Source organism: Enterobacter sp. NFIX59 (assembly GCF_900113755.1).
Lineage (GTDB): Bacteria > Pseudomonadota > Gammaproteobacteria > Enterobacterales > Enterobacteriaceae > Enterobacter > Enterobacter pseudoroggenkampii.
Window position 1 is genome coordinate 670,956 of sequence record NZ_FOQN01000001.1, and the last position, 24,847, is coordinate 695,802.

Here is a 24,847-nt window from a genome sequence, read left to right on the forward strand (position 1 = left end):
TCCTGGAGGGCATGGCTGCCCCCCTGTTTCGTTCCATTCTAACGACGACGCGCCGCGCTGAATTTCAGTTAACTCTGATTATGACGAGGATTGGCCGGGAAAATCGCCCCGAGGACGCTCGCTTCACGCGCACCGGTTACCGACGGCAAGTTGCCCGGCAGTCCGGCAATGGTGCGCCAGGCGAGCCATGCGAAGGCCAGCGCCTCCATATCATCACCGCTGATGCCGGCCTCATCGGTCGTGGTCACTTCGGTACCCGGCAGCAGCCCGGCAAGACGCGCCATCACTAGCGGGTTACGGCTTCCTCCGCCGCACACCAGCAGGCGCTCACACCCACCGCTGAGCAGAACCTGTTCGGAGATCGACACGGCCGTCAGCTCAGCAAGCGTCGCCTGGACATCCTGCGGCGCGAGCGCCGGGAATGGCGCCAGCTGACGCTCAAGCCAGCCCAGGTTGAAGTATTCACGCCCCGTGCTCTTAGGGGCCGGCAGGGCAAAATAAGGATCGCTTAGCATCGACTGCAGCAGCGGAAGAATCACTTTCCCTCCGCTCGCCCACTCCGCGTTTTTATCATACGCTTGGCCGCACTGACGCCAGATCCAGGCATCCATTAGCATATTGCCCGGGCCGGTATCGTAGCCGCGGACCGGCTGTCCAGGAATAAGCATCGACAGATTGGCGATCCCACCAATGTTAAGCACCATGCGCCGTTCTGAAGGGTGCGCCAGTAACGCCTGATGGAACGCGGGCACCAGCGGCGCGCCCTGTCCGCCAAGGGCGATGTCACGACGACGGAAATCGCCTACTACCGTCACGCCCGTCTTCGCCACAATCTGGTTGTTATCGCCGATTTGCAGAGTATGCGGGGCCTCTCCGATGGGCTCATGCCAGACCGTTTGTCCGTGACACCCGATGGCCACCACATCCTGCGGGCGAAGACGTTCTTTTTGCATCAAAGCCTGCACCGCATCCGCAAACAGCGCTCCCAGGCGGACATCCAGCTGTCCAAGCTGGGAGAGGGTCAGCTTCTGCCCCTGACAGATACTCAGAATATCCTCTTTCAGTGAAATGGGGATTGGCCAGGTCAGGCTCGCCTGCTGTGCCACCATGTTTTCGTCAATGGCGGCCAGAACGACATCTACCCCATCCAGACTGGTGCCTGACATCACACCAATGTAGCGACCCGATTTCATGCGCTTTCCTTACGTTGCGTGGGCTAAGGATATCCACTCAACCATAAACGGCGCCGCTTTGCCATCCGGCAATAATATTTTTTAACAATGTCAGACGGGTAACACAGGCGGACCTGTTTATGTCTCGTTAAGTCAAATTCAAGTACAATTTTCCTATTGTTAATGCAAAGATATGAACTATGGCTCCTTATGCCATATAATTTAGCCATAACGGATGCCCTCAATCGGGCGTTTTTGGTGAACAGGAGATTCAAATGATTTTACGTGTACTGGGCGTTTCGCTGATTGGTTTAACTCTGGCTGGCTGTGTGAATGACAGTTCACTTTCTGGCGACGTTTACAGCGCTTCTGAAGCGAAACAAGTTCAGAACGTGACTTACGGTACCGTTGTTAACGCACGCCCTGTACAGATTCAGGGTGGCGATGAAAACAACGTGATGGGCGCAATTGGCGGTGCCGTCCTGGGTGGTTTCCTGGGTAATACCGTCGGCGGCGGCACGGGTCGCTCTCTGGCAACAGCCGCAGGTGCCGTTGCGGGTGGCGTAGCCGGCCAGGGCGTTCAGGGTGCGATGAACAAAACCCAGGGCGTAGAGCTGGAAATCCGTAAAGACGACGGCAGCACGATCATGGTTGTTCAGAAACAAGGCAGCACCCGCTTCTCTGCAGGCCAGCGCGTTGTGCTGGCGAGCAACGGAAGCCAGGTGACCGTTTCCCCACGTTAATTAAAAGTGGATGTGGTCCTCGGGCCACATCCATTTACAATATATATCACTCTCACAAATATAATTACAAAATACATTCACCTCATCCATTATTAATCACGCCTTATATTGTTTCTGCGCAAAGTATTTATTGCACTAATTGATTAGACTCTTCGCAACCATCTTCTCTTTATTCATTATAATTTGTAAAAATTCTATGCTTGCGAATCGTCGCGCTCTAACGAGCCGTTATATTACGTTCTGTCTCGGTTGCCTTGTTGTTATCGAGATATTACACGCGCTTTTTTTAAAACTCGTTGAATGGGTTCCGTCCTTTTCACCACTTTTATTCCCTACGCTCACCATTTTTCTTCTGGTGTTTCACCTGTTTATTGCCTGTTTTATGGCAATGAAATACTGGTGTGACAAAAGACGGTTGTATCTGGTCGCAATCGCCTTTGCCTTTGCCGGGTCCGCACTGCTGATGGTCGGAACGCTGACCAGCTTCCCCGCCTGGCTGGATCTCTATCAGTTCAACGTCGTGAACTACAACGATGCGATGATCTACTATATGTTCCGCCACTTTTTAATGGCGGTGCTGTTTATCGTGGCAGCAATACTCTATCCCATGCGCGATTACCCTCTTTCACGGTTGGCGCATATCTCAATTGTGAGCGGGGCGTCTCTTTTTACCGCCTGTGCAGTGGGACTGGCCTGGATATATTCCAGCCACTCACCCTTGTTATCCATTGACCTGGTTGATAATGAAACCCGGCAGTTTATGGTCCTCTGGAGCCATTGCATTAATATATCTTTAATTGTTTTCTGGGTGATAACATTAGTAGCGCTGATGTTTGTCACGCGCGTGCGCAATTTATTCTGGGTAGGCGGAAATTTTCTGTGCGTTTGCTATATCGTCACGCTTTCAATGCTGTTAGCAGGTGGACATGCCGAAGATATCTCCTGGTACCGCGCCCGGTTATTTGAAACTGTCGCCACGCTGCTGATTATTTTTGTTCTGCTTTACGATGTCTTCAGACTGTATCGCGACTCACACGTAAAATATCAGCAGTCGTATCAGAACTCGATCCGCGACCCGCTCACGCGCCTTTATAACCGCAGCTATTTTTATGAATCGTTAAACCAGGCGCTGGATATCGCCAGACCCAATCGCCCCGTTTCCGTCATCGTCAGCGATCTCGATCGCTTCAAGCGTATTAACGACACCTACGGACATCTCCAGGGCGATAAAGTCCTGCAGTTTGTCGCCAACCTGCTAATGGATTCCGTGCGCCCGCAGGACATCGCGGCCCGTATCGGCGGTGAGGAGTTTGTGCTGATGCTGGCCAACACGTCGTCAGACTCCGCGTACCAGGTGGCCGAGCGCATACGCATGAAGCTAAGCAGCTTTGATAAAACCAGCAGCGGCGGTCAGTTGCCGGAGCCCATCACCATCAGTATGGGGGTGTTTACGGCAACGTCATCAACGATAACCGCAGAAACGTGCGTGGAAAGTGCCGACAAGGCGATGTATGAAGCGAAGGAGACGGGTCGTAACCGTGTGGTCGTCTTTAAGTAAAAAAAGGCCTTGCTGCTGCAAGGCCTTATTGTTTGTCAGTCTCGCGACTGCAGCTCATGGATGTTTTGCTCAAGACGCCCAATGAGGCTGATGAGCATTTCCAGCTCCGCCGGTGAAACGCCTGACAGGATTTCACCGCGCGTCTTGGTAATCACGGCTTCCATTTCCGTGATGATAGGCGCCGCTTTTTCGGTGAGTTTAATCCGTTTCGCACGACGATCGCTCGCGCAGGTTTGTCGCGAGATCAACCCCTTCTCTTCCAGCTGGTCAAGCGTGCGCACCAGCGACGGTTGCTCAATGCCTATCGCTTTTGCCAGTTGAATTTGCGACTGATCGGGCGGCAGCTGATGAATGTTGTGCAGCGTGACCCAATGCGTCTGTGTGAGTTCCAGAGGTTTCAGGCGATGGTCAATCAGAGCACGCCAGACGCGTACCAACCTTGCCAGATCAGAACCTAATGGCGATTCCAATTTCATCTCCTTATAATTAGCTTGCTAAGTTATTATACTGATTTTAGAATAGTGTGCAGCATTTGTATTGCCAAAACAAATGCAATACTGCATTCATCGAACTTAAAAGTATGACTTACACTGAATTGTGATGCTTCATCATACTATGACAAGCCAACGCGGCATTCTGTTCACTGCAAAGGATTTCTGCCCGTGACGTTTTTTCATCGCTCAGAGGGGTTACCCCTTCAGGACCTGATCTTCGGTGCGTCAGTCTACTTTCCCCCCCTGTTTAAGGCCGTGCTGGTGGGCTTTATTCTCTGGCTCATCGCGCATCGTCTGCTTCGCGACTGGATGTATTCCGGCGAAATATGGCATCCCATGCTGATGGATCTTTCCCTGTTTGCCCTCTCCGTATGTCTGGGCCTTGCTGTCTTGATGGTGTGGTGACTATGCCTCTGAAAACGCTGAAGTACTTTTCCACCCTGTTTGTCCTTGCCCTCGCGCTGGTTGCAGGCTGGTGGATGTGGAATTTTTATATGCAGTCGCCCTGGACGCGTGACGGTAAAGTTCGCGCTGAACAGGTCAGCATCACCCCTCAGGTGTCGGGAAGTATCACGACGCTACTGGTTAAGGATAACCAGTTCGTCAAAAAGGGAGATGTTTTATTCCGAATTGACGACACCCCGTACCACATTGCGATTCTGAACGCCGAGGCGCAGCTGGCGAAAGCCCAGTCTGACCTGGCAAAGGCCAACAACGAGGCCAACCGCCGCCGTCACCTGTCGCAAAACTACATCTCAGCGGAAGATTTAGACACCGCGAATATCAACGTTAAGGCCATGCAGGCGAGCGTCAACGTGGCGGAGGCGACGCTGAAGCAGGCGCAGTGGCAACTGACCCAAACCGTGATTACGGCACCGGTCGATGGATGGGTGACCAACCTCTCCGCCCGCGTGGGAAACTACGCCACTACCGGCCAGCCAGTTTTTGCCCTCGTCGACAGCCACTCCTTCTACGTCGTGGGCTATTTCGAAGAGACCAAGCTTCGCCATATCCGCGAGGGATCCCCCGCCGCGATTACGCTTTACAGCGGCTCGCAGAAGTTACAGGGTCACGTATCCAGCATTGGCCGGGCCATTTACGATCAAAGCGTTGAAACAGATTCCGGGCTGGTGCCGGACATTAAGCCGAACGTGCCCTGGGTGCGCCTGGCCCAGCGCGTTCCGGTTCGCGTAGAATTTGACCGTTTACCGCAGGACATTACCCTGGTCTCCGGCACCACCTGCACCGTCTCCATCGGAAACCGGTGATGAAGCTGCCGGCACTCTCCTGGCACAACACCCCGTGGATGAAAGCGACGCGTCCCCAGTGGCGCTACGCGCTGCGTCACGGCATTGCCATGTGCCTGGCGCTGACCGTCGCCTACTACCTGAACCTGGATGAACCCTACTGGGCGATGACGTCTGCCGCGGTGGTGAGTTTTCCTACGGTCGGCGGGGTAATCAGTAAAAGCCTTGGCCGTATCGCAGGCAGCCTGCTCGGCGCCACCGCGGCGTTAATTATCGCCGGCCATACGCTGAACGATCCGTGGCTGTTCCTGCTGAGCATGGCGGCGTGGCTGGGGTGCTGTACCTGGGCCTGCGCCCATTTTACCAATAACGTCGCCTACGCTTTCCAGCTGGCGGGCTATACCGCCGCCATTATCGCCTTCCCGGTCGTCAACGTACTCGACACCACCGAGCTGTGGGATATCGCGCAGGCGCGCGTCTGTGAAGTCATTGTCGGGATCCTCAGCGGCGGCTTCATGATGATGATCCTCCCCAGCACCTCCGACGGCACCGCGCTTATCACCGCCCTCAAGACCATGCACACCCGGCTGCTTGAGCACGCGAGCCTGCTGTGGCAACCGGATACCAGCGATGAGATCCGCCTCGCGCATGAAAAGGTGATCGGACAGATCCAGACGATGAATCTGTTGCGTATTCAGGCGTTCTGGAGCCACTACCGCTTTCGTCGTCAGAACACCTTGCTAAATTATTTGCTGCACCAGCAGCTGCGTATGACCAGCGCCATCTCCAGCCTGCGTCGGATGCTGCTCAACTGGCCGACGCCGCCGGAAAACACCCGTGCCGTCATCGAAACACTGCTCGCGGCCCTTGCGCGCCCGGATGCGGACATCTACACCGTTGCGAAGATCATCGCCCCGCTCGCCCCGGTTGATGAATACGACTATCGCCATCGCGCCTTCTGGCAGCGTCTGAATTACTTTTGCCGACTGTACCTGCGCAGCAGCCGCTGGATTAACGCGGTTGAGAATGCCACGCCGGTCACGGAGTTCAACGTGCCCGGGAGCCCGGCTCTCGCCCGCCATACCGACTACCTGGAGGCGCTGTGGAGCGGTTTTCGCACCTTCTGCGCGCTGATGTTGGTGGGGGCGTGGAGCATCACCACGCAGTGGGAGTCCGGTACGGCGGCCCTGACGCTTGCCGCCATCAGCTGCGTGCTTTACTCCGTCGCGGCCTCGCCGTTCAACTCGCTGACGCTGCTGCTGCGCACCCTGGTGCTGCTGTCATTGTTCAGTTTTGTGGTGAAGTTTGGCCTGATGGTGCAGATAAGCGATCTGTGGCAGTTCCTGCTGTTTCTGTTTCCGCTGTTGACCACCATGCAGCTACTCAAGCTGCAAATGCCAAAACAGGCGGGCCTCTGGGGACAGCTGATTGTCTTTATGGGCTCGTTTATCTCCGTGACCAATCCGCCGGTGTACGATTACGCCGATTTTCTCAATGACAACCTGGCGAAAATCCTTGGCGTGGGGCTGGCGTGGCTGGCTTTCGCGGTGTTGCGTCCCGGCTCCGATGCCCGCAAGAGCCGCAGGCATATCCGGGAGTTACGCCGGGGGTTTGTAGACCAGCTCAGCCGTAAACCGCATCTGGGTGAAAACGTGTATGAATCGCTGGTGTATCACCACGTCAGCCAGCTGAATAACAGCCAGGACGCGCTGTCCCGACGCTGGCTGCTGCGCTGGGGCGTGGTGCTATTGAACTGCTCGCACGTGGTCTGGCAGCTTCGCGCGTGGGAAACGCGTTCCGATCCGCTGTCGCAGGTTCGTGATGTGTGTATTTCCCTGCTGCGCGATGTAATGAGCGAGCGCGGTGTTCAGCAGCGGCCGCTGGCAGCCACGCTGAATGAACTGCAGCGGATCTGCGATACGCTTGCACGACATCATCTTCCCGCCGCCCGTGATTTGGCCTCGATAATCTGGCGGCTGCACTGCTCGCTGTCGCAGCTGGAGCAGGCCCCACCGCCGGGAACGATTGGGGATCAGATCACGCCGCAGGCATAGCGTGCCCCGCCGCCGCCAAGCGGTTTAGGTTGATCGGACATATTGTCGCCGCCGACATGGATCATCAGCGCTTTGCCTTTGACTTCATCCAGCTTTTTCAGACGCGGCGCGACAACGGGATCGGTGGCTTTACCGTCGTTATTGACCACCAGCACGGGCAGATCACCTAAATGCCCCATTCCATCCGGGCCTTCATGCTTGCCGGTATGCTGCGGATCGAGGTGACCCCCTGCCGCTTCTGCTGCTGACGCTTTGCCCTCTTTTAATGCGGGCTGACAGCTGCCTTTGGCGTGAACATGGAAACCATGCTCACCGGGAGGGAGTGCTTTGAGGTTGGGAGCGAACTCCAGCCCTTTGTCGGTTTCCGTGATTTTCACCGTACCGATGGACTGACCCACACCCTGAGAGGTGACGAGATTCATTTCCACTTCGTCGCTGGCTGCCTGCGCCCCTGCGCAAACAACCAGCGCGACCATTGCCAGAGCAAAACGCTTCATATGACCTCCGCTGGTTATTTTTTGCCCCTTAAGTGTATACCAGGGGCAAAGATTTCACCGGAAAGTCACCTTCTGGCGGTTTATGGCACGTCGTAACCCAGCGCGGCTTTGCGGATGCGGAACCACTGCTGGCGGGTCATCTGCAGCTCTTCAGCGGCCAGTGCAGAACGCACGCGTTCTATTTTGCCGGAACCAATAATGGGCAGCGGTTTTGACGGCAGACGCAGGATCCAGGCATAAACCACCTGTTCGATGCTCTCCGCGTTCAGCTCGCGGGCGATAGTGTCCAGTTCGTTGCGCAGCGGCTGGAATTCATCATCATTAAACAGGCGTCCGCCTCCCAGGCACGACCAGGCCATCGGGCGAATACGCAGTTGTTGCAGCTGGTCGAGGGTACCGTCCAGCAGCAGCGGCTGGTGTACCGGGGAGATCTCAACCTGGTTAGTGGCCAGGGTAAACGGCAGACGAGATTGAAGCAGCGCAAACTGTGCCGGGGTAAAGTTAGAAACGCCGAAGTGACGCACTTTCCCACTCTGGTGCAGGTTCAGGAAGGCTTCCGCCACCTCATCGGCATCCATCAGCGGGTCCGGACGGTGGATTAACAGCAGATCGATACGATCGGTCGCCAGATTGACCAGCGACTGCTCGGCGCTCTTGATGATATGCGCGCTGTCAGTGATGTAATGACCGAGGGCGTGTTCTGGTTTTGCCGTGGTGGCAATTCCACACTTCGTGACGATCTCCATGCGATCGCGCAGTGCCGGGACCAGCTTGAGCGCCTCGCCGAACGCGGCCTCGCACTGGTAACCGCCGTAAATATCCGCATGGTCGACCGTGGTGACGCCCAGATCGATATGCTCTTCAATAAAGCTCGCCAGCTGGAGGGGGGACATATTCCAGTCCATCAGGCGCCAGTAGCCCATCACAAAACGGGAGAATTTTGGCCCCTGGGGGGCAAGGGTAATTCGCTGAACCATAACATTTTCCTCAAGGACGTGATGTCATGAGTATACGCAATTACCGTGTTAAAAAAGTGAAGGTTGCTGGGGTTCTTCGGTCTCACCGGCTTTGTTTGCGCGTATTTTGCGCAGAAGACGCTGACGGCAGAGGCGTAATACCTCCTGCTTCTGCGTGTCGCTAAAGTTTTGCCAGTTAAAACGCTCATCGCGGGTACGCATGCACCCGCGGCAATATCCGCGTTCATCCACCTGACAAATCCCCCGGCACGGGCTCTGGATGGGGAAAAACTCCAGCTGCTCTGCCACACTCACCTCCGGATAACCACTCTCACCTACAGTGAAGACGCTAAACGCGCCACGTGCAAGGCCTGTACCACAGATTTGTGGCATTAAGGTTTCACTAATCTTCCCTCTTTATACTCGGCCCATCATGATAATGACAGGTTCATCGATCGATGTGGTTAATCAAAAAGTTACAATGTAACGACATTAAATTTACTCTGGGCTGTGCACTCTTCTTTACGCTAATCAACGGACTGTTTATCCAGCGCAGCTGGGCCATTATTGCCCCTGCGCACCTGCACGACATCCTCTTTGCCGCGTCCGTACCGCTGGTGCTGTTTTGCGGCTGGGTGATTGTCTTTAGCCTGCTGAATATCCCCTATATCCGCAAGCCGCTGCTGATTGTATTGACGATCGGATGCGCCGCGGCAACCTACTTTATGTACACCTACGGCGCGGTGATCGATCAGAACATGATTGTGAACGTGTTCGAAACTAACTCTCAGGAAGCGACGGCCCTGGTGACCCCGCAGATGATTCTGTGGATTGTCATCGCTGGCCTCGTGCCTTCCGTGGTGCTGGCGTTGACCCGTATTCGTACCGGAAAATGGTGGTACGCGCTGCTGACGCGTGTGGCCGCGATGCTCGGCGCTCTGCTGGTGATTATCCTGATTGCCGCGCTGTTTTATAAAGACTACGCGTCGCTGTTCCGCAACAACAAAAGCATCGTCAAAATGGTCACCCCGGCGAACTATGTCAGCGCCGTGGTGAAGTACAGCAAAATGCGCTGGTTTGCTGGCGATCAAACGCTGGTGCGTATTGGTGAAGATGCCCATAAAGGGCCACTGATTACCGGTCAACAAAAGAAAACCGTTCTGGTACTGGTCGTTGGGGAAGCCTCTCGCGCGGCGAACTACTCCCTTAATGGTTACGATCGTGAAACGAACCCGGAGCTGAAAAAGCAGGATGTGATTAACTTCCCGCAGGCTTCCTCATGCGGTACCGAAACCGCGGTTTCCGTTCCGTGCATGTTCTCGGGCATGACGCGCAGCAAATACGATGCCGACCTGGCTCACCATCGCGAGGGGCTGCTCGACGTGCTCAAGCATGCGGGTGTCAACCTGCTGTGGCGCGACAACGACGGCGGCTGTAAAGGCGCCTGCGATCGCGTGCCCCATACCGACATGACGCAGTGGCAGTTGGATCAATTCTGCAAAGACAAATCCTGTATTGATGATGTGAATTTCTACCGTCTGGACAACGTGCTGGATGGTCTGAAGCAGGACACGGTGCTGGTTATCCACCTGATGGGCAGCCACGGTCCGGCGTACTATCGCCGTTACCCGGACACTTTCCGGAAATTCACCCCAACCTGCGACACCAATGAAATTCAGGATTGCGATCATCAGGCGCTGATGAATACCTATGACAACACCATCCTGTATACCGACAGCATGGTCAGCAAAACCATTGATGCGCTGAAAGCCCGTCAGGCGAGCATGAACACCGCGCTGATTTATCTCTCCGATCACGGTGAATCACTGGGTGAAAGCGGTATTTATCTGCACGGTACACCGTACATGCTGGCGCCGGAGCAGCAAACGCATATTCCATTTATGTTCTGGCTGTCACCGGATTACGCGAAAAACTTTGGCATCAACGAACAGTGTTTGCGTGACCATGCAGCAAAAAATGCGGTTTCTCAGGACAATTTGTTCTCGACCGTGCTGGGTATGATGGACGTGAAATCAATGGTTTATCAACAGCAGCTGGATATACTGAGCGCATGTCGTCAGTAAACTCGCTTGCATTAGACCGAACGGTCTATTAGAGTGCGGCCATGAGCAGAAATACTGAACACGATACCCGCGAACATCTACTGGCGACCGGCGAGCAACTTTGTATGCATCGCGGGTTTACCGGTATGGGGTTGAGCGAGTTATTAAAAACCGCTGAGGTACCGAAAGGGTCGTTTTATCACTACTTTCGGTCCAAAGAGGCCTTCGGCGTAGCGATGCTGGAGCGTCATTATGCTGGCTACCACCAGCGTCTGGCGACCCACTTTGCATCGGGTGAAGGTAACTACCGGGATCGTGTTCTGAACTACTATCAGGAAACGCTGAACCAGTTCTGTCAGCAGGGCATTATCAGCGGTTGTCTGACCGTTAAACTGTCTGCAGAAGTGTGCGATCTTTCTGAAGATATGCGCACAGCGATGGATAAAGGTGCCCGCGGCGTGATCGCCCTGCTGGCTCAGGCGCTGGAAAAAGGCCGCGACGAAAAAACGCTGGCCTTTACCGGCGACCCCTTGATGCAGTCTCAGGTGCTCTATTCCCTCTGGTTAGGGGCCAACCTGCAGGCAAAAATTTCGCGCAGTGCCGTGCCGCTGGAAAGCGCGCTGGCACATGTGAAAAACAGCATTACTGCGCCTGACGTATAATGGGCGCTTTTTATTTACCTTATTACTAGTCGACTGGTCTACTCAGGAGTCTTTATGTCAGCTGAAAAACTGTTTACCCCATTGAAAGTAGGTGCCGTCACGGCGCCAAACCGCGTGTTCATGGCTCCGCTGACCCGTCTGCGCAGCATTGAGCCGGGTGACATCCCAACCCCACTGATGGGTGAATACTATCGTCAGCGCGCAAGCTCTGGCCTGATTATCACCGAAGCCACGCAGATTTCTGCTCAGGCTAAGGGTTATGCGGGTGCGCCGGGTCTTCACAGCCCGGAACAGATCGCCGCATGGCAGAAAATCACCGCGGGCGTCCACGCTGAAGAGGGTCGCATTGCGGTCCAGCTGTGGCATACCGGTCGTATCTCTCACAGCAGCATTCAACCTGGCGGCCAGGCACCGGTCTCCGCTTCGGCCCTGAGCGCCAATACCCGTACGTCCCTGCGCGATGAAAACGGCAATGCGATCCGCGTGGATACCTCTATGCCGCGTGCGCTGGAGCTGAACGAAATCCCGGGGATTGTTAACGACTTCCGCCAGGCCGTGGCAAACGCCCGTGAAGCCGGGTTTGACCTGATTGAGCTGCACTCCGCGCATGGCTATCTGCTGCACCAGTTCCTGTCGCCGTCGTCTAACCATCGCACCGACCAGTACGGCGGAAGCGTCGAAAACCGCGCCCGTCTGGTGCTGGAAGTGGTGGATGCGGTATGCAAGGAGTGGAGCCCGGACCGTATCGGCATTCGCGTTTCCCCAATCGGGTCTTTCCAGAACGTCGACAACGGACCGAACGAGGAAGCGGATGCTCTGTACCTGATCGAAGAACTGGCTAAACGTGGCATCGCTTATCTGCACATGTCCGAGCCTGACTGGGCCGGCGGTAAGCCTTACACGGATGCTTTCCGTCAGAAAGTGCGCGAGCGCTTCCACGGCGTGATCATCGGTGCAGGCGCCTATACCCCGGAGAAAGCCGAAGACCTGATCGGCAAAGGGCTGATTGATGCTGTCGCGTTTGGCCGCGACTACATCGCCAACCCGGACCTGGTTGCTCGTCTGCAGAAAAAAGCAGCGCTCAACCCGCAGCGTCCGGAAAGCTTCTACGGCGGCGGCGCGGAAGGCTACACCGACTACCCTTCTCTGTAATCTCGCCATTGTTCATTGATAGCGGCGATATTTCGCCGCTATACTAAAACATCGTTTCTGTTCAAAAAGACAGTCTATTTCATTGGTTAATGAGGAAATTATGCGCCTACTTCACACCATGCTGCGCGTTGGCGACCTGCAACGTTCTATCGATTTCTACACTAAAGTCTTGGGCATGAAGCTGCTGCGCACCAGCGAAAACCCTGAATACAAATACTCGCTGGCGTTCGTGGGTTACGGCCCGGAAACGGATGAAGCGGTGATCGAGCTGACCTACAACTGGGGCGTTGACAGCTATGAGCTGGGCACGGCCTACGGCCACATCGCGCTGGAAGTGGACAACGCGGCCGAAGCGTGCGAGCGCATTCGCAGCAACGGCGGTAACGTCACGCGCGAAGCGGGCCCGGTAAAAGGTGGCACCACCGTGATTGCATTTGTGGAAGATCCCGACGGTTACAAAATCGAGCTGATTGAAGCCAAAGACGCCGGTCGCGGTCTGGGCAACTGATCCCTCAGGGCGCAACGTGCGCCCGTAGTTTTACTGCATCCCCCCGCAAAATTTGCCATAATGCGCTCTGCTTTTTCCCCATGTAAGAGACCCTGATGTCCGATAACGCTCAATTTAGCGGTCTGTGCGACCGTTTTCGTGGTTTTTATCCCGTTGTCATTGATGTAGAAACAGCCGGATTTAACGCTAAAACCGATGCGCTGCTCGAAATTGCCGCCATCACGCTGAAGATGGATGAACAGGGCTGGCTTACACCGGACACCACGCTGCATTTCCACGTTGAACCTTTCGAAGGGGCAAACTTACAGCCGGAAGCGCTGGCGTTTAACGGTATCGATCCGCATAACCCGCTGCGTGGTGCAGTAAGTGAATATGACGCGCTGCACGCCATTTTTAAAATGGTGCGTAAAGGCATGAAAGAGAGTAACTGCAGCCGCGCCATTATGGTGGCCCATAACGCCACCTTCGATCACAGCTTTACCATGGCCGCCGCCGAGCGCGCGTCGCTTAAACGCAACCCCTTCCATCCTTTTGTCACCTTCGACACCGCCGCGCTGAGCGGCCTGGCGCTGGGACAAACGGTGTTATCAAAGGCCTGTATTACGGCTGGCATTCCGTTCGACGGCACGCAGGCGCACTCCGCGCTGTATGACACGGAGCGTACCGCAGAGCTGTTCTGTGAGATCGTCAACCGCTGGAAGCGTCTGGGCGGCTGGCCGCTGCCGATGGATGACAGCGAAGAATAAAAAAAAGCGACCTTATCTGGTCGCTTTTTTATTTCCGCAGAAAATTACTCTGCGTCCGGCTCTTCCGTTTTGTACTTCGCTGCCGTCTCTTTGATCAGCTGCTGCAGTTCGCCGCGCTGATACATTTCAATCAGGATATCGCAGCCGCCAACCAGTTCACCGTCTACCCACAGCTGTGGGAACGTCGGCCAGTTCGCGTACTTCGGCAGTTCAGCGCGGATGTCCGGGTTCTGCAGGATATCAACGTAAGCAAAACGCTCACCACAGGCAGACAGCGCCTGAACCGCTTGCGCGGAGAAGCCGCAGCTTGGCAGCTTTGGAGAACCTTTCATATACAGCAGAATCGGGTTTTCAGCGATCTGGCGCTGGATTTTTTCAATAGTGGTGCTCATGTCTTGCTTCCTTTAACTTCTGTTACGGCATTCGTCTGACATTGTAGCGGTTCAGACTGGCATCGGAAAATAACATTTTTGTCACGTTTATACATTCTACTCCGAGTCAGGAAAAGTTGCATTGCAAATGGTGTTTACCCCTGCGGCGGTCAGGGTTTTGCTTAAGGAATGGGCAAATGAGCGACAGAACGATGAATTTTTTTGCACTTGCTTACGAAACACGATTGTAGATTGAAAAATGCTATTAACTTTCTGGCTTTTTATAGATTAGAATCGACGGGCTTTGTAAATCACACGCGGGTATTATTGATGACCTGCATTTATCAGGGGACTGCCCAGTGGCGCGGATAAATAAAATCTCGATCACGCTCTGTGCTTTACTGTTTACTTCACTCACTTTCACGCCAGTGGCAAACGCCTCTCAGCAGGCGCGGCATTCTGCTGTACAAAAAAACCATCTGGTGAAAGCCACAGAACGTAAGAAAAAAACCACCGCTAAGAACGACAAGAAAAAAACACCGGCTCAGACGAAACAGACCGCTTCCAGCAAGACGAAAACCAAACCTTCCCGTACTGCCCACTCCGCCAAAAGTAAAGCTTCGCAAACCGCCGCTAACCTTGTTACTGAAAAATGCATCACGCGTAAAGGCCATAAGGCGAAATGCACGAAGGTCACGAAAATAGCGGAAGTGCATAAAGTGCGCGTACAGAAAGCGCAAAAAACCGCGATGAACAAACTGATGGGGCAGATTGGCAAACCCTATCACTGGGGTGGCAGCTCGCCGCGTACCGGCTTTGACTGCAGCGGCCTCGTCTATTACGCCTATAAAGATCTGGTCAAGTTCCGCATTCCTCGTACCGCTAATGAGATGTACCACCTGCGCGATGCCTCACCGGTTGACCGCGGTGAGCTGGAAAACGGCGATCTGGTGTTCTTCCGCACTCAGGGTCGCGGCACGGCTGACCACGTCGGCGTCTATGTCGGTAACGGAAAATTCATCCAGTCACCGCGTAGCGGCCAGGATATTCAGATCACCTCTCTCAGTGAAGACTACTGGGTACGCCATTACGTCGGCGCACGTCGCGTGATGACGCCGAAAACCATTCGCTAACCCCTGCCCTGCCACACCCGTGGCAGGGTAAGTTCCTCTTTTGCATACCCTTTCAATTTGCTATCCTGTCCTTGTTGTCTGTGTGGTTATTTGACAACGCAAAATACAATAAGGAGAGAAGCAATGTCGTTCGAATTACCTGCACTACCGTATGCAAAAGACGCCCTGGCACCGCATATTTCTGCGGAAACCCTGGAATATCATTACGGCAAGCATCACCAGACGTACGTCACCAACCTGAACAATCTGATCAAGGGCACCGATTTTGAAGGCAAAACGCTGGAAGAGATCGTCCGCAGCTCAGAGGGTGGCGTATTCAACAACGCGGCTCAGGTGTGGAACCACACCTTCTACTGGCACTGCCTGGCGCCAAACGCCGGTGGCGAACCTGCCGGTGAACTGGCTACCGCTATCAACGCCGCCTTTGGCAGCTTCGCGGATTTCAAAGCGAAATTTACCGATGCAGCCATCAAGAACTTCGGTTCGGGCTGGACGTGGCTGGTTAAAGAGGCGGATGGCAAACTGGCTATCGTGTCCACCTCTAACGCAGGCACTCCGCTGACCACCAGCGCTAAGCCGCTGATGACCGTGGACGTATGGGAACACGCTTACTACATTGATTACCGCAACGCGCGCCCGAACTACCTGGAGCACTTCTGGGCACTGGTTAACTGGGACTTTGTGACGAAGAACTTCGCCGCGTAAGAGACACGCAGAAGGGTTCGCCCTTCTGCGTTTTTGGTTTATTCCGCAGCGCAGGCTGCTTCAGGCTGTTTACGACCCGACATCATCACCAGCAGCAGGCCGAGCGCGGCAATAATCGCCCCCATCACCGGCACAAAGCTGTACCCCAGTCCCCCTGAAATCACGGCCCCACCGGCCGCCGCACCGAGCGCGTTGCCCAGGTTGAAGGCGCCGATGTTGACCGACGATGAGAGGCCCGGCGCTTCATGCGCAACACGCATCACGCGCATCTGCAGCGGCGGCACCACGGCAAAGGTGGCGGCTCCCCAGACGACCATCGCGATCGCGGCCCCGAACTCATTACGCGCCAGCCACGGAATGGCAATCATGATGACAATCAGCAGGGTTAAGAAGCCCTTCAGCGTGCCGCTTACGGAACGGTCGGCAAATTTCCCACCGAGATAGTTGCCAATCGAGAAGCCCACGCCAATCAGTACCAGCATCGCGGTCACAAAGAGAGGCGTTGCGTGGGTGATGTCATGCAATATCGGTGAAATATAGGTGTAGAGCGTAAACATCGCCCCTGCCCCCAGCACGGTGGTGAGCAGCGCGGAGAGCACCTGCGGGCGCATCAGCACCGACAGCTCTCTGCGCACGTCAGGACGTTCACCCGCGCTGCCTTTCGGCAGGGAGAAGAACAGCGCCACCATCGCGACCACGCCCAGCCCGGCCGTTGCCAGGAAGGACATCCGCCAGCCGATCGCTTCCCCCAGCCAGGTTGCCGCAGGCACCCCGCCGATGTTGGCAATCGTTAGCCCCATAAACATGGTTGCTACGGCGCTGGCCTGCTTATGTTTTGGCACCACGCTGGCAGCCACGACCGATCCCAGCCCGAAGAACGCGCCGTGGTTAAGGCTGGTCAGAATACGAGACAGCATCAGCGTGGTGTAGTCCGGCGAAATGGCCGAAAGCACGTTACCCAGGGTGAAAATCGCCATCAGGAAAATCAGCGCATTGCGGCGCGCGCGGTGCGAAAGGAGAAGCGTCATCAGCGGCGCCCCCACCATCACGCCGATAGCATAGGCGCTGATTAACATCCCTGCCGCAGGGATCGAGACGTCCACGCCACGGGCGATGACGGGCAGTAACCCCATCGGGGAGAATTCAGTGGTGCCAATCCCAAAAGCGCCAATCGCCAGGGCCAGCAGGGGAAAATTGATTTTCATGCGTCAACTCCGGATGCCGTGTCATGTGGTGACACAGAACAAAGAAGCGGAAAGCATGACATCAATCACAAAAAATGAGAAGTTAACAAAATGGCAAAAGATTTTTGCCAGAGAAGTAACAATCGGGTCGATCGGGAGGGAGAAGGCTCTCCCTCCGCGTAAATCAGTGCAGCGCAGCCGTCAGACCGGCCGCGACAATCAGAGCCAGCACAATAACGGTGGTGAACAGCGAAAACTTCAGATCGGAACTCATCAATTTTTCTCCTTTTAATCCCCCCACGAAAAGTGAGCCTGCTCATTTTTGCATAATTTACGTCAAAAATCTTCCTGGATTTAGGCTGATAAACACTTTACCTCTTCCCCTTTTCATCAAGATAGGACAAAATTCCACGCTAAATTTATTAGCGTACCGGCCATTGACCCCCTCCTGACGTCCCGTGTCGTTTTCCCGGCGTGCCGCAATTCAAGATTGCGTGATAAGGGTGAGAGAAGGCAAACGTTTACCTTCAAGTTTTTCAGGAGTTTAGGATATGGTCTGGAGTGACATTTAATGGCAACAATTAAAGACGTAGCAAAACGCGCAAACGTTTCCACCACAACCGTATCACATGTAATTAACAAAACCCGCTTTGTGGCGGAAGAGACGCGCAACGCCGTCTGGGCAGCGATCAAAGAGCTGCACTATTCGCCAAGTGCGGTTGCGCGCAGCCTCAAGGTTAATCACACCAAGTCCATTGGATTGCTGGCCACCAGCAGTGAAGCGGCCTATTTTGCCGAGATCATTGAAGCGGTTGAGAAAAACTGCTTCCAGAAAGGCTATACCCTGATTCTGGGCAACGCGTGGAACAGCATTGAAAAACAGCGCGCCTACCTGTCGATGATGGCGCAAAAGCGCGTTGATGGCCTGCTGGTGATGTGTTCCGAGTATCCGGAGTCCGTGCTGTCCATGCTCGAAGAGTATCGCCATATTCCGATGGTGGTGATGGACTGGGGAGAAGCGCGCGCGGACTTCACCGATTCCGTTATCGATAACGCCTTTGAAGGCGGCTATATGGCCGGTCGTTATCTGATCGAACGCGGTCACCGCGAGATTGGCGTGATCCCCGGTCCGCTGGAGCGCAACACCGGCGCGGGCCGTCTGGCCGGTTTTATGAAAGCGATGGAAGAAGCGCTGATCAACGTGCCGGAAAACTGGATTGTGCAGGGCGACTTTGAGCCGGAGTCGGGCTACCGCGCAATGCAGCAGATCGTCTCCCAGCCACACCGTCCGACCGCCGTTTTCTGCGGGGGTGACATCATGGCTATGGGCGCGCTCTGCGCTGCCGACGAGCTGGGTCTGCGCGTACCGCAGGATATTTCCGTGATCGGGTATGACAACGTGCGTAACGCGCGTTTCTTCACGCCAGCGTTGACCACCATTCACCAGCCGAAAGATTCGCTGGGCGAAACGGCCTTCAATATGCTGATGGACAGGATCGTCAACAAACGTGAAGAGTCGCAGTCCATTGAAGTTCACCCGCGTCTTATCGAACGCCGTTCCGTTGCGGACGGTCCGTTCCGCGACTACCGTCGTTAATCGCTTTACGGGGCCAGCTATGCTGGCTCCCGTAACCATTCCCGGTTTAGCGTTTCGCTGTCTCCCAGATAATCCAGCAGCCAGGCCATCGCAGGCGAGACATCACTTTGCTGCCAGGTCAGGCAGCAGGCCGCATCCGGGAACGGATTCTCCAGCGTCAGCTCAACCCACTCTCCGGTATCGATGCGCGGACGCGCGAAATGAACGGGCACCATCGCGACGCACAGTCCGGCGCTGAGGCACGTCGCCGACGATTCCCAGTCAGGGGCCACCACCCGCCGCTGGTTGTCCAGAAGCCAGGTGATACGCTTAGGCAATGAACGGGAGGTATCCTCCAGCACCAGCGACGGCCAGTTGCGTAGCGTATCATCGCTGAGCGGCCCCTCCATCGCCGCCAGCGGATGATCGCTTGCCACCACGCACTTCCAGCTCAGCATCCCCATATCGCGAAAGGCGTAACGTCCCCCGACCGGGATCGCCTGCGTGGCCCCGATTGCCATCTCTGCCCTGCCGTCCGCCAGCGCATCCCAGACGCCGTTGAACACCTCCTGCGAGACCAGCAGCTCGACATCTGAAAAATGACGATAGAAATCGACGATCATCTGCCGGGTACGTTCCGGCTTAACGATGTTATCCACCGCGATGGAAAGATGTCCCCGCCAGCCGTTAGCGATCTGCTGACACTGTTCGCGGGTGATCTGCATTTTTTTGATAACAGAACGCCCTTCCTTCAAAAACCACGCCCCTGCGGGCGTTAATTCCACATCACGATGGCGCCGCTCAAACAGCGGAACCGCCAGCCACTCCTCCAGCTGACGCACCGTGTAGCTGATGGCCGAAGGGACGCGGTGCAGCTCCTGCGCTGCACCGCTAAAGCTGCCATTACGCGCGACAGCATCGACCACTTCAAGAGAATAATCTGACCACATTTTCTGCCTGCAAAAAATTTGAATGCACCCGCCAAATATTAGCGTTTCACAAGCGGCTTTGCACTCCCTACACTCTGCGCCAACGTACACCTGCCTCCTCAGGAGAATAAGAGAATGCAACCCAGGAAAGGATTTTTAGTCTGGCTCGGCGGCTTAAGCGTGCTGGGCTTTTTGGCCACCGACATGTACCTGCCCGCGTTTGCCGCGATGCAGGAAGACCTGCAAACCCCTGCGGCGGCCATCAGCGCCAGCCTGAGCCTGTTCCTTGCCGGTTTCGCTTTCGCGCAGCTGCTTTGGGGACCGCTCTCGGATCGCTTTGGTCGTAAACCGGTACTGTTGCTGGGCCTGGCCATTTTTGCCGTGGGCTGCCTGGGGATGCTGTGGGTGCGCGATGCCACCTGGTTGCTGGTGCTGCGCTTTATTCAGGCCGTGGGCGTCTGTGCTGCGGCGGTGACCTGGCAGGCGCTGGTGACCGACTACTATCCGGCTAACCGCACAAACCGTATTTTCGCCACCATTATGCCGCTGGTGGGTCTTTCCCCTGCCCTGGCTCCGCTGCTGGGCAGCTGGATCCTCGCGCACTTTGACTGGCAGGCCATTTTTGCCACGCTGTTTGCCATCACGCTGGTGCTGATGCTGCCGGCGTTTGCCCTCAAGCCCGCGCATAAAAAAGAGGCGCATGCGGATGCGAAGCCGATTACCTTCACCTCCCTGCTGAGCGCCAAGGCGTATCGCGGGAATGTCCTGATCTATGCCGCCTGCTCGGCCAGCTTCTTCGCGTGGCTCACCGGTTCGCCGTTTATTCTGCACGATATGGGCTACAGCCCGGCGGCCATCGGCCTGAGCTATGTTCCGCAGACTATTGCGTTCCTGGTGGGCGGATACGGCTGTCGCGCGGCGCTGCAAAAATGGGAAGGTCAGCAGATGCTGCCATGGCTGCTGGTGCTGTATGCGCTGAGCGTCATCGGCACCTGGGCCGTCGGGTTTATTCCGGGCGCGGGCCTGGCTGAAATTTTGATCCCCTTCTGCGTGATGGCCGTGGCGAACGGGGCGATTTACCCGATCGTGGTGGCACAAGCGTTACGTCCGTTCCCGCAGGCGACAGGCCGCGCCGCCGCGCTGCAAAATACCCTGCAGCTGGGTCTGTGCTTCCTGGCAAGTCTGGTGGTCTCGGCGCTGATTGCGACGCCACTGTTAACCACCACCAGCGTGATGCTGGTCACCGTTGCGCTGGCGGTGATGGGCTATCGCCTGCAGGCCTCCGCGCAGCGTGAGCAGGATAGCGGCGCTCAGGTGGAAACCTCGCATGCCTGATTGCGCCAGAAATCATGTTACATTTCAGTGATTAGGTTGCTAACAATTTTCTATTGAATCACCAAATTTTGAGGCCTATACTAAATTTGGTTCGATTAAATACGATAAATATTAAGTGTTAACGGGAGCCGGAGCGCTCCCGTTTTACCATGGAAGGCATTTCGGCAAGGGTTATCTCCCTTCCTCTGTTCTACGTCGGATATTAGCCTCGCGGTATTTACCGTGAGATTTCTCACAAACCAAAAAAAGCGTCTACGCTGTTTGAAGGTTCTGATCACATCAGGGTGATGGAGAAGCTATGAGTTCATCGTGTATAGAAGAAGTCAGCGTTCCGGACGATAACTGGTCCCGGATCGTCAGTGAACTGTTAGGTCGAGCAGGCATCACTATCAATGGATCATCGCCATCCGATCCTCAGGTTAAACATCCCGACTTTTTTAAACGCGTATTGCGGGAGGGATCGTTAGGCCTGGGAGAAAGTTATATGGACGGCTGGTGGGAGTGCGAACGTCTGGATACCTTTTTTGCCAGCGTGCTGCGTGCCGGTCTGGAAAACCAACTCCCGCGCAATCTGAAAGACACCCTGCGCGTCGCCTCTGCCCGACTGTTCAATCTGCAAAGTAAAAAACGCGCGTGGATCGTCGGCAAAGAGCATTACGATCTCGGCAATGACCTGTTCAGCCGTATGCTGGACCCGTTCATGCAGTACTCCTGCGCCTACTGGAAAGACGCGTCGACGCTTGAGGAAGCGCAGCAGGCAAAGCTGCGTCTGATTAGCGAGAAGCTGCAGCTACAGCCCGGCATGCGCGTGCTGGATATCGGCTGCGGCTGGGGTGGGCTGGCGTATTTTATGGCGAAGCACTATGGCGTCAGCGTAGTGGGCGTCACGATTTCAGCGGAACAGCAAAAAATGGCGCGAGAGCGCTGTCAGGGTCTTGATGTGGATATCCGGCTGCAGGACTACCGTGACCTGAACGAGCAGTTCGACCGGATCGTTTCCGTCGGCATGTTCGAGCACGTGGGGCCAAAAAACTACGATACCTACTTTGAGGTGGTGGATCGTAATCTGAAACCGGACGGGCTCTTCCTGCTGCACACCATCGGCTCTAAGCGGACCGACAATAACGTTGACCCGTGGATCAATAAATACATCTTTCCGAATGGCTGTTTACCGTCCGTTCGCCAGATCGCCAACGCCAGTGAATCCCATTTCGTGATGGAAGACTGGCATAACTTTGGCGCGGACTACGACACCACCTTAATGGCGTGGCATGAACGTTTCCAGAAAGCCTGGCCCGAGATTGCGGACAACTATTCAGAACGATTCAAACGGATGTTTAGCTATTATCTGAATGCCTGCGCGGGGGCGTTTCGCGCACGGGATATTCAGCTCTGGCAGGTGGTATTCAGCCGGGGGATTGAACACGGACTGCGTGTCGCACGCTAAAAAAATAACCCCGGCTATCCGGGGTTATTTTTTATTCTTCTTCTGCGGTCTTTATTATTGCGGCTTCTTTTGCTGCCAGCACGCGCTCCACCGTATCCACCACCGCCTGGGTTTGCGGATCGATTTCGATATTCACACGATGCCCCAGTTTTTTGGTGCCCAGCGTGGTGCGCTGCAGCGTTTCAGGAATTAAATGCACGCAAAAACGCGTTGGCGTCACTTCTCCCACCGTCAGGCTAATCCCGTCAATGCCAATAAATCCTTTATAGAGGATGTATTTCATTAATGACGGGTCCTGCATTTTAAACCAGATTTGACGGTTATTTTCCGAGGTCACGATTTTCGCCACTTCGGCAGTGGTCATGATGTGGCCGGACATCAGGTGGCCGCCAATCTCATCGCTGAACTTCGCCGCGCGCTCAACGTTGACGGTATCGCCTACCACCAGCTCGCCCAGGTTAGTGATCCGCAGCGTCTCTTTCATTAAATCAAAGCTAATCTGGTTGCCGTTAATTTCGGTCACGGTCAGGCAGCAGCCGTTATGCGCAATCGACGCACCGGTTTCAATGCCCTCAAGCATATATTCCGGCAGCTCAACAACATGAGTACGGAAATTAGGTTTTTCATCAATGGACACCACTTTGGCGGTGCCCTGCACAATACCAGTAAACATGCTTACAACTCCTGTTTTTTCCGGACGGTGGTGACACCGTTTAATCCCACCACAATAACAGTTGGAAAAACAGGTTGCCAGCGGAGCGCATTTTCTGGCGATTTTTTCACTAGATAAATAGCTAAAGCCCGCTACAATAGCTGGCACCCCCCTGCATTTTCTTCTCGCTGCCCGTTTCGGCGGCTTTTTTAGTCTCTCAAATAACAACAAAATAAAGGTGTTCACGTGCAGAAGTACATGAATGAAGCGCGCCAGTTATTGGCACTGGCTATACCAGTGATCATCGCGCAAGTGGCCCAGACCGCAATGGGATTTGTGGATACGGTAATGGCAGGTGGCTACAGCGCCACCGATATGGCGGCCGTGGCTATCGGTACGTCAATCTGGCTTCCGGCCATCCTGTTCGGCCACGGTCTGCTGCTCGCACTCACGCCTGTTATCGCTCAGCTCAATGGCTCGGGTCGTCGCGAGCGCATTGCCCATCAGGTCCGTCAGGGGTTCTGGCTGGCAGGGTTTGTCTCCGTGCTGATCATGGTCGTGCTCTGGAACGCGGGCCATATCATCCGCGCGATGCATAACATTGACCCGGCCCTGGCGGATAAAGCCGTGGGCTATCTGCGTGCCCTGCTTTGGGGTGCGCCCGGCTACCTCTTTTTCCAGGTAGCGCGTAACCAGTGTGAAGGTCTGGCGAAAACCAAGCCCGGGATGGTGATGGGTTTTATCGGGCTGCTGGTCAACATCCCGGTTAACTATATCTTTATCTACGGTCATTTCGGGATGCCGGAACTGGGCGGCGTCGGCTGCGGCGTGGCGACAGCCGCCGTTTACTGGGTGATGTTCTTCTCAATGCTTACCTTCGTGAAGCACGCCCGCTCCATGCGAGACATTCGCAACGAGAACAGATTCAGCACGCCGGACTGGAGCATCATGACGCGTCTGGTGCAGTTAGGGTTGCCGATTGCCCTTGCGCTGTTCTTTGAGGTGACCCTGTTTGCCGTGGTTGCCCTGCTGGTCTCCCCGCTGGGCATTGTGAACGTGGCCGGACACCAGATTGCGCTGAACTTCAGCTCCCTGATGTTCGTCCTGCCAATGTCGCTGGCCGCGGCAGTGACGATTCGCGTGGGCTTCCGCCTGGGACAAGGTTCGACGCTCGATGCGCAAACCGCCGCGCGGACCGGACTGGGCGTCGGCGTCTGCATGGCCATTTGCACAGCGCTTTTCACCGTGGCGCTGCGCGAGCAGATTGCCCTGCTCTATAACGACAATCCGGAAGTCGTTACGCTGGCATCGCACCTGATGCTGCTGGCTGCGATTTACCAGATTTCGGACTCCATCCAGGTGATTGGCAGCGGCGTGCTGCGCGGTTATAAAGACACGCGCTCCATTTTCTTTATCACTTTCATCGCCTACTGGGTGCTGGGTCTGCCGTGTGGTTATATTCTGGCCCTGACCGACCTTGTGGTTGACCGCATGGGACCGGCGGGGTTCTGGATGGGCTTTATCATCGGCCTGACGTCGGCGGCGATTATGATGATGATGCGCATGCGCTTCCTGCAGCGCCAGCCATCAACGATCATTTTGCAACGCGCTGCCCGTTAAATACGCAGTAGCCGCCACCCGGCGGCTACTTTCTCTTCACTTT

26 protein-coding genes are annotated in these 24,847 nt (G+C 55.4%); 16 read left to right on the forward strand and 10 right to left on the reverse strand.

The genetic code is table 11. The features are described 5' to 3' along the window. Window positions 1-68 precede the first annotated feature (68 nt). Complete coding sequence (gene anmK, locus BM007_RS03175) at window positions 69-1,193, reverse strand: anhydro-N-acetylmuramic acid kinase (RefSeq protein WP_048991237.1); 1,125 nt, start codon at window positions 1,191-1,193, stop codon at window positions 69-71. Window positions 1,194-1,447: 254 nt separating this feature from the next. On the opposite strand from anmK, the gene slyB reads away from it, so the two are divergent. Further along, window positions 1,448-1,915 (forward strand): outer membrane lipoprotein SlyB, encoded by a 468-nt coding sequence (gene slyB, locus BM007_RS03180; RefSeq protein WP_008500578.1) that lies wholly within the window; start codon window positions 1,448-1,450, stop codon window positions 1,913-1,915. A 196-nt stretch (window positions 1,916-2,111) separates the two neighbouring features. Beyond that, window positions 2,112-3,473 carry a sensor domain-containing diguanylate cyclase gene (locus BM007_RS03185; protein WP_090417237.1) on the forward strand — a complete coding sequence of 454 codons (1,362 nt, stop codon included), beginning with the start codon at window positions 2,112-2,114 and terminating at the stop codon, window positions 3,471-3,473. Between the two features lie 35 nt (window positions 3,474-3,508). Here BM007_RS03185 and slyA read toward each other — a convergent pair whose 3' ends face one another. Next, window positions 3,509-3,949 carry a transcriptional regulator SlyA gene (gene slyA, locus BM007_RS03190; RefSeq protein ID WP_024909359.1) on the reverse strand — a complete coding sequence of 147 codons (441 nt, stop codon included), beginning with the start codon at window positions 3,947-3,949 and terminating at the stop codon, window positions 3,509-3,511. Between the two features lie 186 nt (window positions 3,950-4,135). On the opposite strand from slyA, the gene BM007_RS03195 reads away from it, so the two are divergent. From BM007_RS03195 to BM007_RS03205, 3 genes are read left to right on the forward strand one after another with little or no spacing between them, the layout of a single operon-like run. Then, on the forward strand, window positions 4,136-4,372 hold the full coding sequence (locus BM007_RS03195) for a DUF1656 domain-containing protein (protein ID WP_024909360.1): 237 nt from the start codon (window positions 4,136-4,138) through the stop codon (window positions 4,370-4,372). Window positions 4,373-4,374: 2 nt separating this feature from the next. Continuing rightward, on the forward strand, window positions 4,375-5,235 hold the full coding sequence (locus tag BM007_RS03200) for an efflux RND transporter periplasmic adaptor subunit (RefSeq protein ID WP_048991240.1): 861 nt from the start codon (window positions 4,375-4,377) through the stop codon (window positions 5,233-5,235). Beyond that, the gene (locus BM007_RS03205; RefSeq protein ID WP_090417238.1) at window positions 5,235-7,268 is read left to right on the forward strand and encodes an FUSC family protein; all 2,034 of its coding nucleotides are present in this window, start codon (window positions 5,235-5,237) and stop codon (window positions 7,266-7,268) included. The genes BM007_RS03200 and BM007_RS03205 overlap by 1 nt, the downstream gene beginning before the upstream one ends. Here the strand turns inward: BM007_RS03205 and sodC are convergent. The 3 genes from sodC to BM007_RS03220 all read right to left on the reverse strand — a co-directional run bounded on the left by sodC (window position 7,247) and on the right by BM007_RS03220 (window position 9,030). After that, window positions 7,247-7,765 carry a superoxide dismutase [Cu-Zn] SodC gene (sodC, locus tag BM007_RS03210; protein ID WP_048030739.1) on the reverse strand — a complete coding sequence of 173 codons (519 nt, stop codon included), beginning with the start codon at window positions 7,763-7,765 and terminating at the stop codon, window positions 7,247-7,249. The genes BM007_RS03205 and sodC overlap by 22 nt on opposite strands. Before the next feature lie 80 nt (window positions 7,766-7,845). Continuing rightward, window positions 7,846-8,742: an aldo/keto reductase gene (locus tag BM007_RS03215; protein ID WP_090417240.1), complete on the reverse strand. Its 897-nt coding sequence runs from the start codon at window positions 8,740-8,742 to the stop codon at window positions 7,846-7,848. Window positions 8,743-8,790: 48 nt separating this feature from the next. After that, window positions 8,791-9,030: a DUF1289 domain-containing protein gene (locus tag BM007_RS03220; RefSeq protein ID WP_008500587.1), complete on the reverse strand. Its 240-nt coding sequence runs from the start codon at window positions 9,028-9,030 to the stop codon at window positions 8,791-8,793. Between the two features lie 149 nt (window positions 9,031-9,179). On the opposite strand from BM007_RS03220, the gene eptA reads away from it, so the two are divergent. The 5 genes from eptA to rnt all read left to right on the forward strand — a co-directional run bounded on the left by eptA (window position 9,180) and on the right by rnt (window position 13,852). Next, window positions 9,180-10,805 (forward strand): phosphoethanolamine transferase EptA, encoded by a 1,626-nt coding sequence (eptA, locus tag BM007_RS03225; protein WP_090417242.1) that lies wholly within the window; start codon window positions 9,180-9,182, stop codon window positions 10,803-10,805. A 41-nt stretch (window positions 10,806-10,846) separates the two neighbouring features. After that, on the forward strand, window positions 10,847-11,446 hold the full coding sequence (locus BM007_RS03230; protein ID WP_024909366.1) for a TetR/AcrR family transcriptional regulator: 600 nt from the start codon (window positions 10,847-10,849) through the stop codon (window positions 11,444-11,446). A 54-nt stretch (window positions 11,447-11,500) separates the two neighbouring features. Continuing rightward, complete coding sequence (locus BM007_RS03235; RefSeq protein ID WP_090417244.1) at window positions 11,501-12,598, forward strand: alkene reductase; 1,098 nt, start codon at window positions 11,501-11,503, stop codon at window positions 12,596-12,598. 100 nt (window positions 12,599-12,698) lie between these two features. Then, complete coding sequence (gene gloA, locus BM007_RS03240; protein WP_175557784.1) at window positions 12,699-13,106, forward strand: lactoylglutathione lyase; 408 nt, start codon at window positions 12,699-12,701, stop codon at window positions 13,104-13,106. A gap of 95 nt (window positions 13,107-13,201) precedes the next feature. Next, window positions 13,202-13,852 (forward strand): ribonuclease T, encoded by a 651-nt coding sequence (gene rnt / locus BM007_RS03245; RefSeq protein WP_024909368.1) that lies wholly within the window; start codon window positions 13,202-13,204, stop codon window positions 13,850-13,852. 44 nt (window positions 13,853-13,896) lie between these two features. Here rnt and grxD read toward each other — a convergent pair whose 3' ends face one another. Next, window positions 13,897-14,244, reverse strand: coding sequence for a monothiol glutaredoxin 4 (gene grxD / locus BM007_RS03250; protein WP_003832760.1), 348 nt, complete (start codon window positions 14,242-14,244; stop codon window positions 13,897-13,899). Between the two features lie 338 nt (window positions 14,245-14,582). On the opposite strand from grxD, the gene BM007_RS03255 reads away from it, so the two are divergent. Both BM007_RS03255 and sodB read left to right on the forward strand, forming a co-directional pair. Beyond that, complete coding sequence (locus BM007_RS03255; RefSeq protein WP_023311354.1) at window positions 14,583-15,356, forward strand: C40 family peptidase; 774 nt, start codon at window positions 14,583-14,585, stop codon at window positions 15,354-15,356. 123 nt (window positions 15,357-15,479) lie between these two features. Continuing rightward, a complete protein-coding gene (sodB, locus tag BM007_RS03260; protein WP_090417248.1) occupies window positions 15,480-16,061 on the forward strand; it encodes a superoxide dismutase [Fe] in 582 nt (193 codons plus the stop codon). Between the two features lie 38 nt (window positions 16,062-16,099). On the opposite strand, the gene BM007_RS03265 is transcribed toward sodB, so the two are convergent. Then, window positions 16,100-17,266 carry an MFS transporter gene (locus BM007_RS03265; protein ID WP_090417250.1) on the reverse strand — a complete coding sequence of 389 codons (1,167 nt, stop codon included), beginning with the start codon at window positions 17,264-17,266 and terminating at the stop codon, window positions 16,100-16,102. A 163-nt stretch (window positions 17,267-17,429) separates the two neighbouring features. Then, complete coding sequence (locus tag BM007_RS03270; RefSeq protein WP_020688313.1) at window positions 17,430-17,519, reverse strand: cytochrome bd-I oxidase subunit CydH; 90 nt, start codon at window positions 17,517-17,519, stop codon at window positions 17,430-17,432. A gap of 297 nt (window positions 17,520-17,816) precedes the next feature. Here BM007_RS03270 and purR point away from each other — a divergent pair, with 297 nt between their 5' ends. Beyond that, window positions 17,817-18,842 carry an HTH-type transcriptional repressor PurR gene (purR, locus tag BM007_RS03275; RefSeq protein WP_023335431.1) on the forward strand — a complete coding sequence of 342 codons (1,026 nt, stop codon included), beginning with the start codon at window positions 17,817-17,819 and terminating at the stop codon, window positions 18,840-18,842. Window positions 18,843-18,859: 17 nt separating this feature from the next. Here purR and punR read toward each other — a convergent pair whose 3' ends face one another. After that, on the reverse strand, window positions 18,860-19,771 hold the full coding sequence (gene punR / locus BM007_RS03280) for a DNA-binding transcriptional activator PunR (RefSeq protein ID WP_090417252.1): 912 nt from the start codon (window positions 19,769-19,771) through the stop codon (window positions 18,860-18,862). Window positions 19,772-19,885: 114 nt separating this feature from the next. Here punR and punC point away from each other — a divergent pair, with 114 nt between their 5' ends. After that, window positions 19,886-21,085 (forward strand): purine nucleoside transporter PunC, encoded by a 1,200-nt coding sequence (gene punC, locus BM007_RS03285; protein WP_090417254.1) that lies wholly within the window; start codon window positions 19,886-19,888, stop codon window positions 21,083-21,085. A 298-nt stretch (window positions 21,086-21,383) separates the two neighbouring features. Continuing rightward, the gene (gene cfa, locus BM007_RS03290; RefSeq protein ID WP_061715421.1) at window positions 21,384-22,532 is read left to right on the forward strand and encodes a cyclopropane fatty acyl phospholipid synthase; all 1,149 of its coding nucleotides are present in this window, start codon (window positions 21,384-21,386) and stop codon (window positions 22,530-22,532) included. 31 nt (window positions 22,533-22,563) lie between these two features. Here the strand turns inward: cfa and BM007_RS03295 are convergent, their stop codons facing one another. Beyond that, window positions 22,564-23,205 (reverse strand): riboflavin synthase, encoded by a 642-nt coding sequence (locus tag BM007_RS03295; RefSeq protein WP_024909373.1) that lies wholly within the window; start codon window positions 23,203-23,205, stop codon window positions 22,564-22,566. A gap of 225 nt (window positions 23,206-23,430) precedes the next feature. On the opposite strand from BM007_RS03295, the gene mdtK reads away from it, so the two are divergent. After that, the gene (gene mdtK, locus BM007_RS03300) at window positions 23,431-24,804 is read left to right on the forward strand and encodes an MdtK family multidrug efflux MATE transporter (RefSeq protein WP_024909374.1); all 1,374 of its coding nucleotides are present in this window, start codon (window positions 23,431-23,433) and stop codon (window positions 24,802-24,804) included. The last annotated feature ends 43 nt before the right edge of the window (window positions 24,805-24,847 follow it).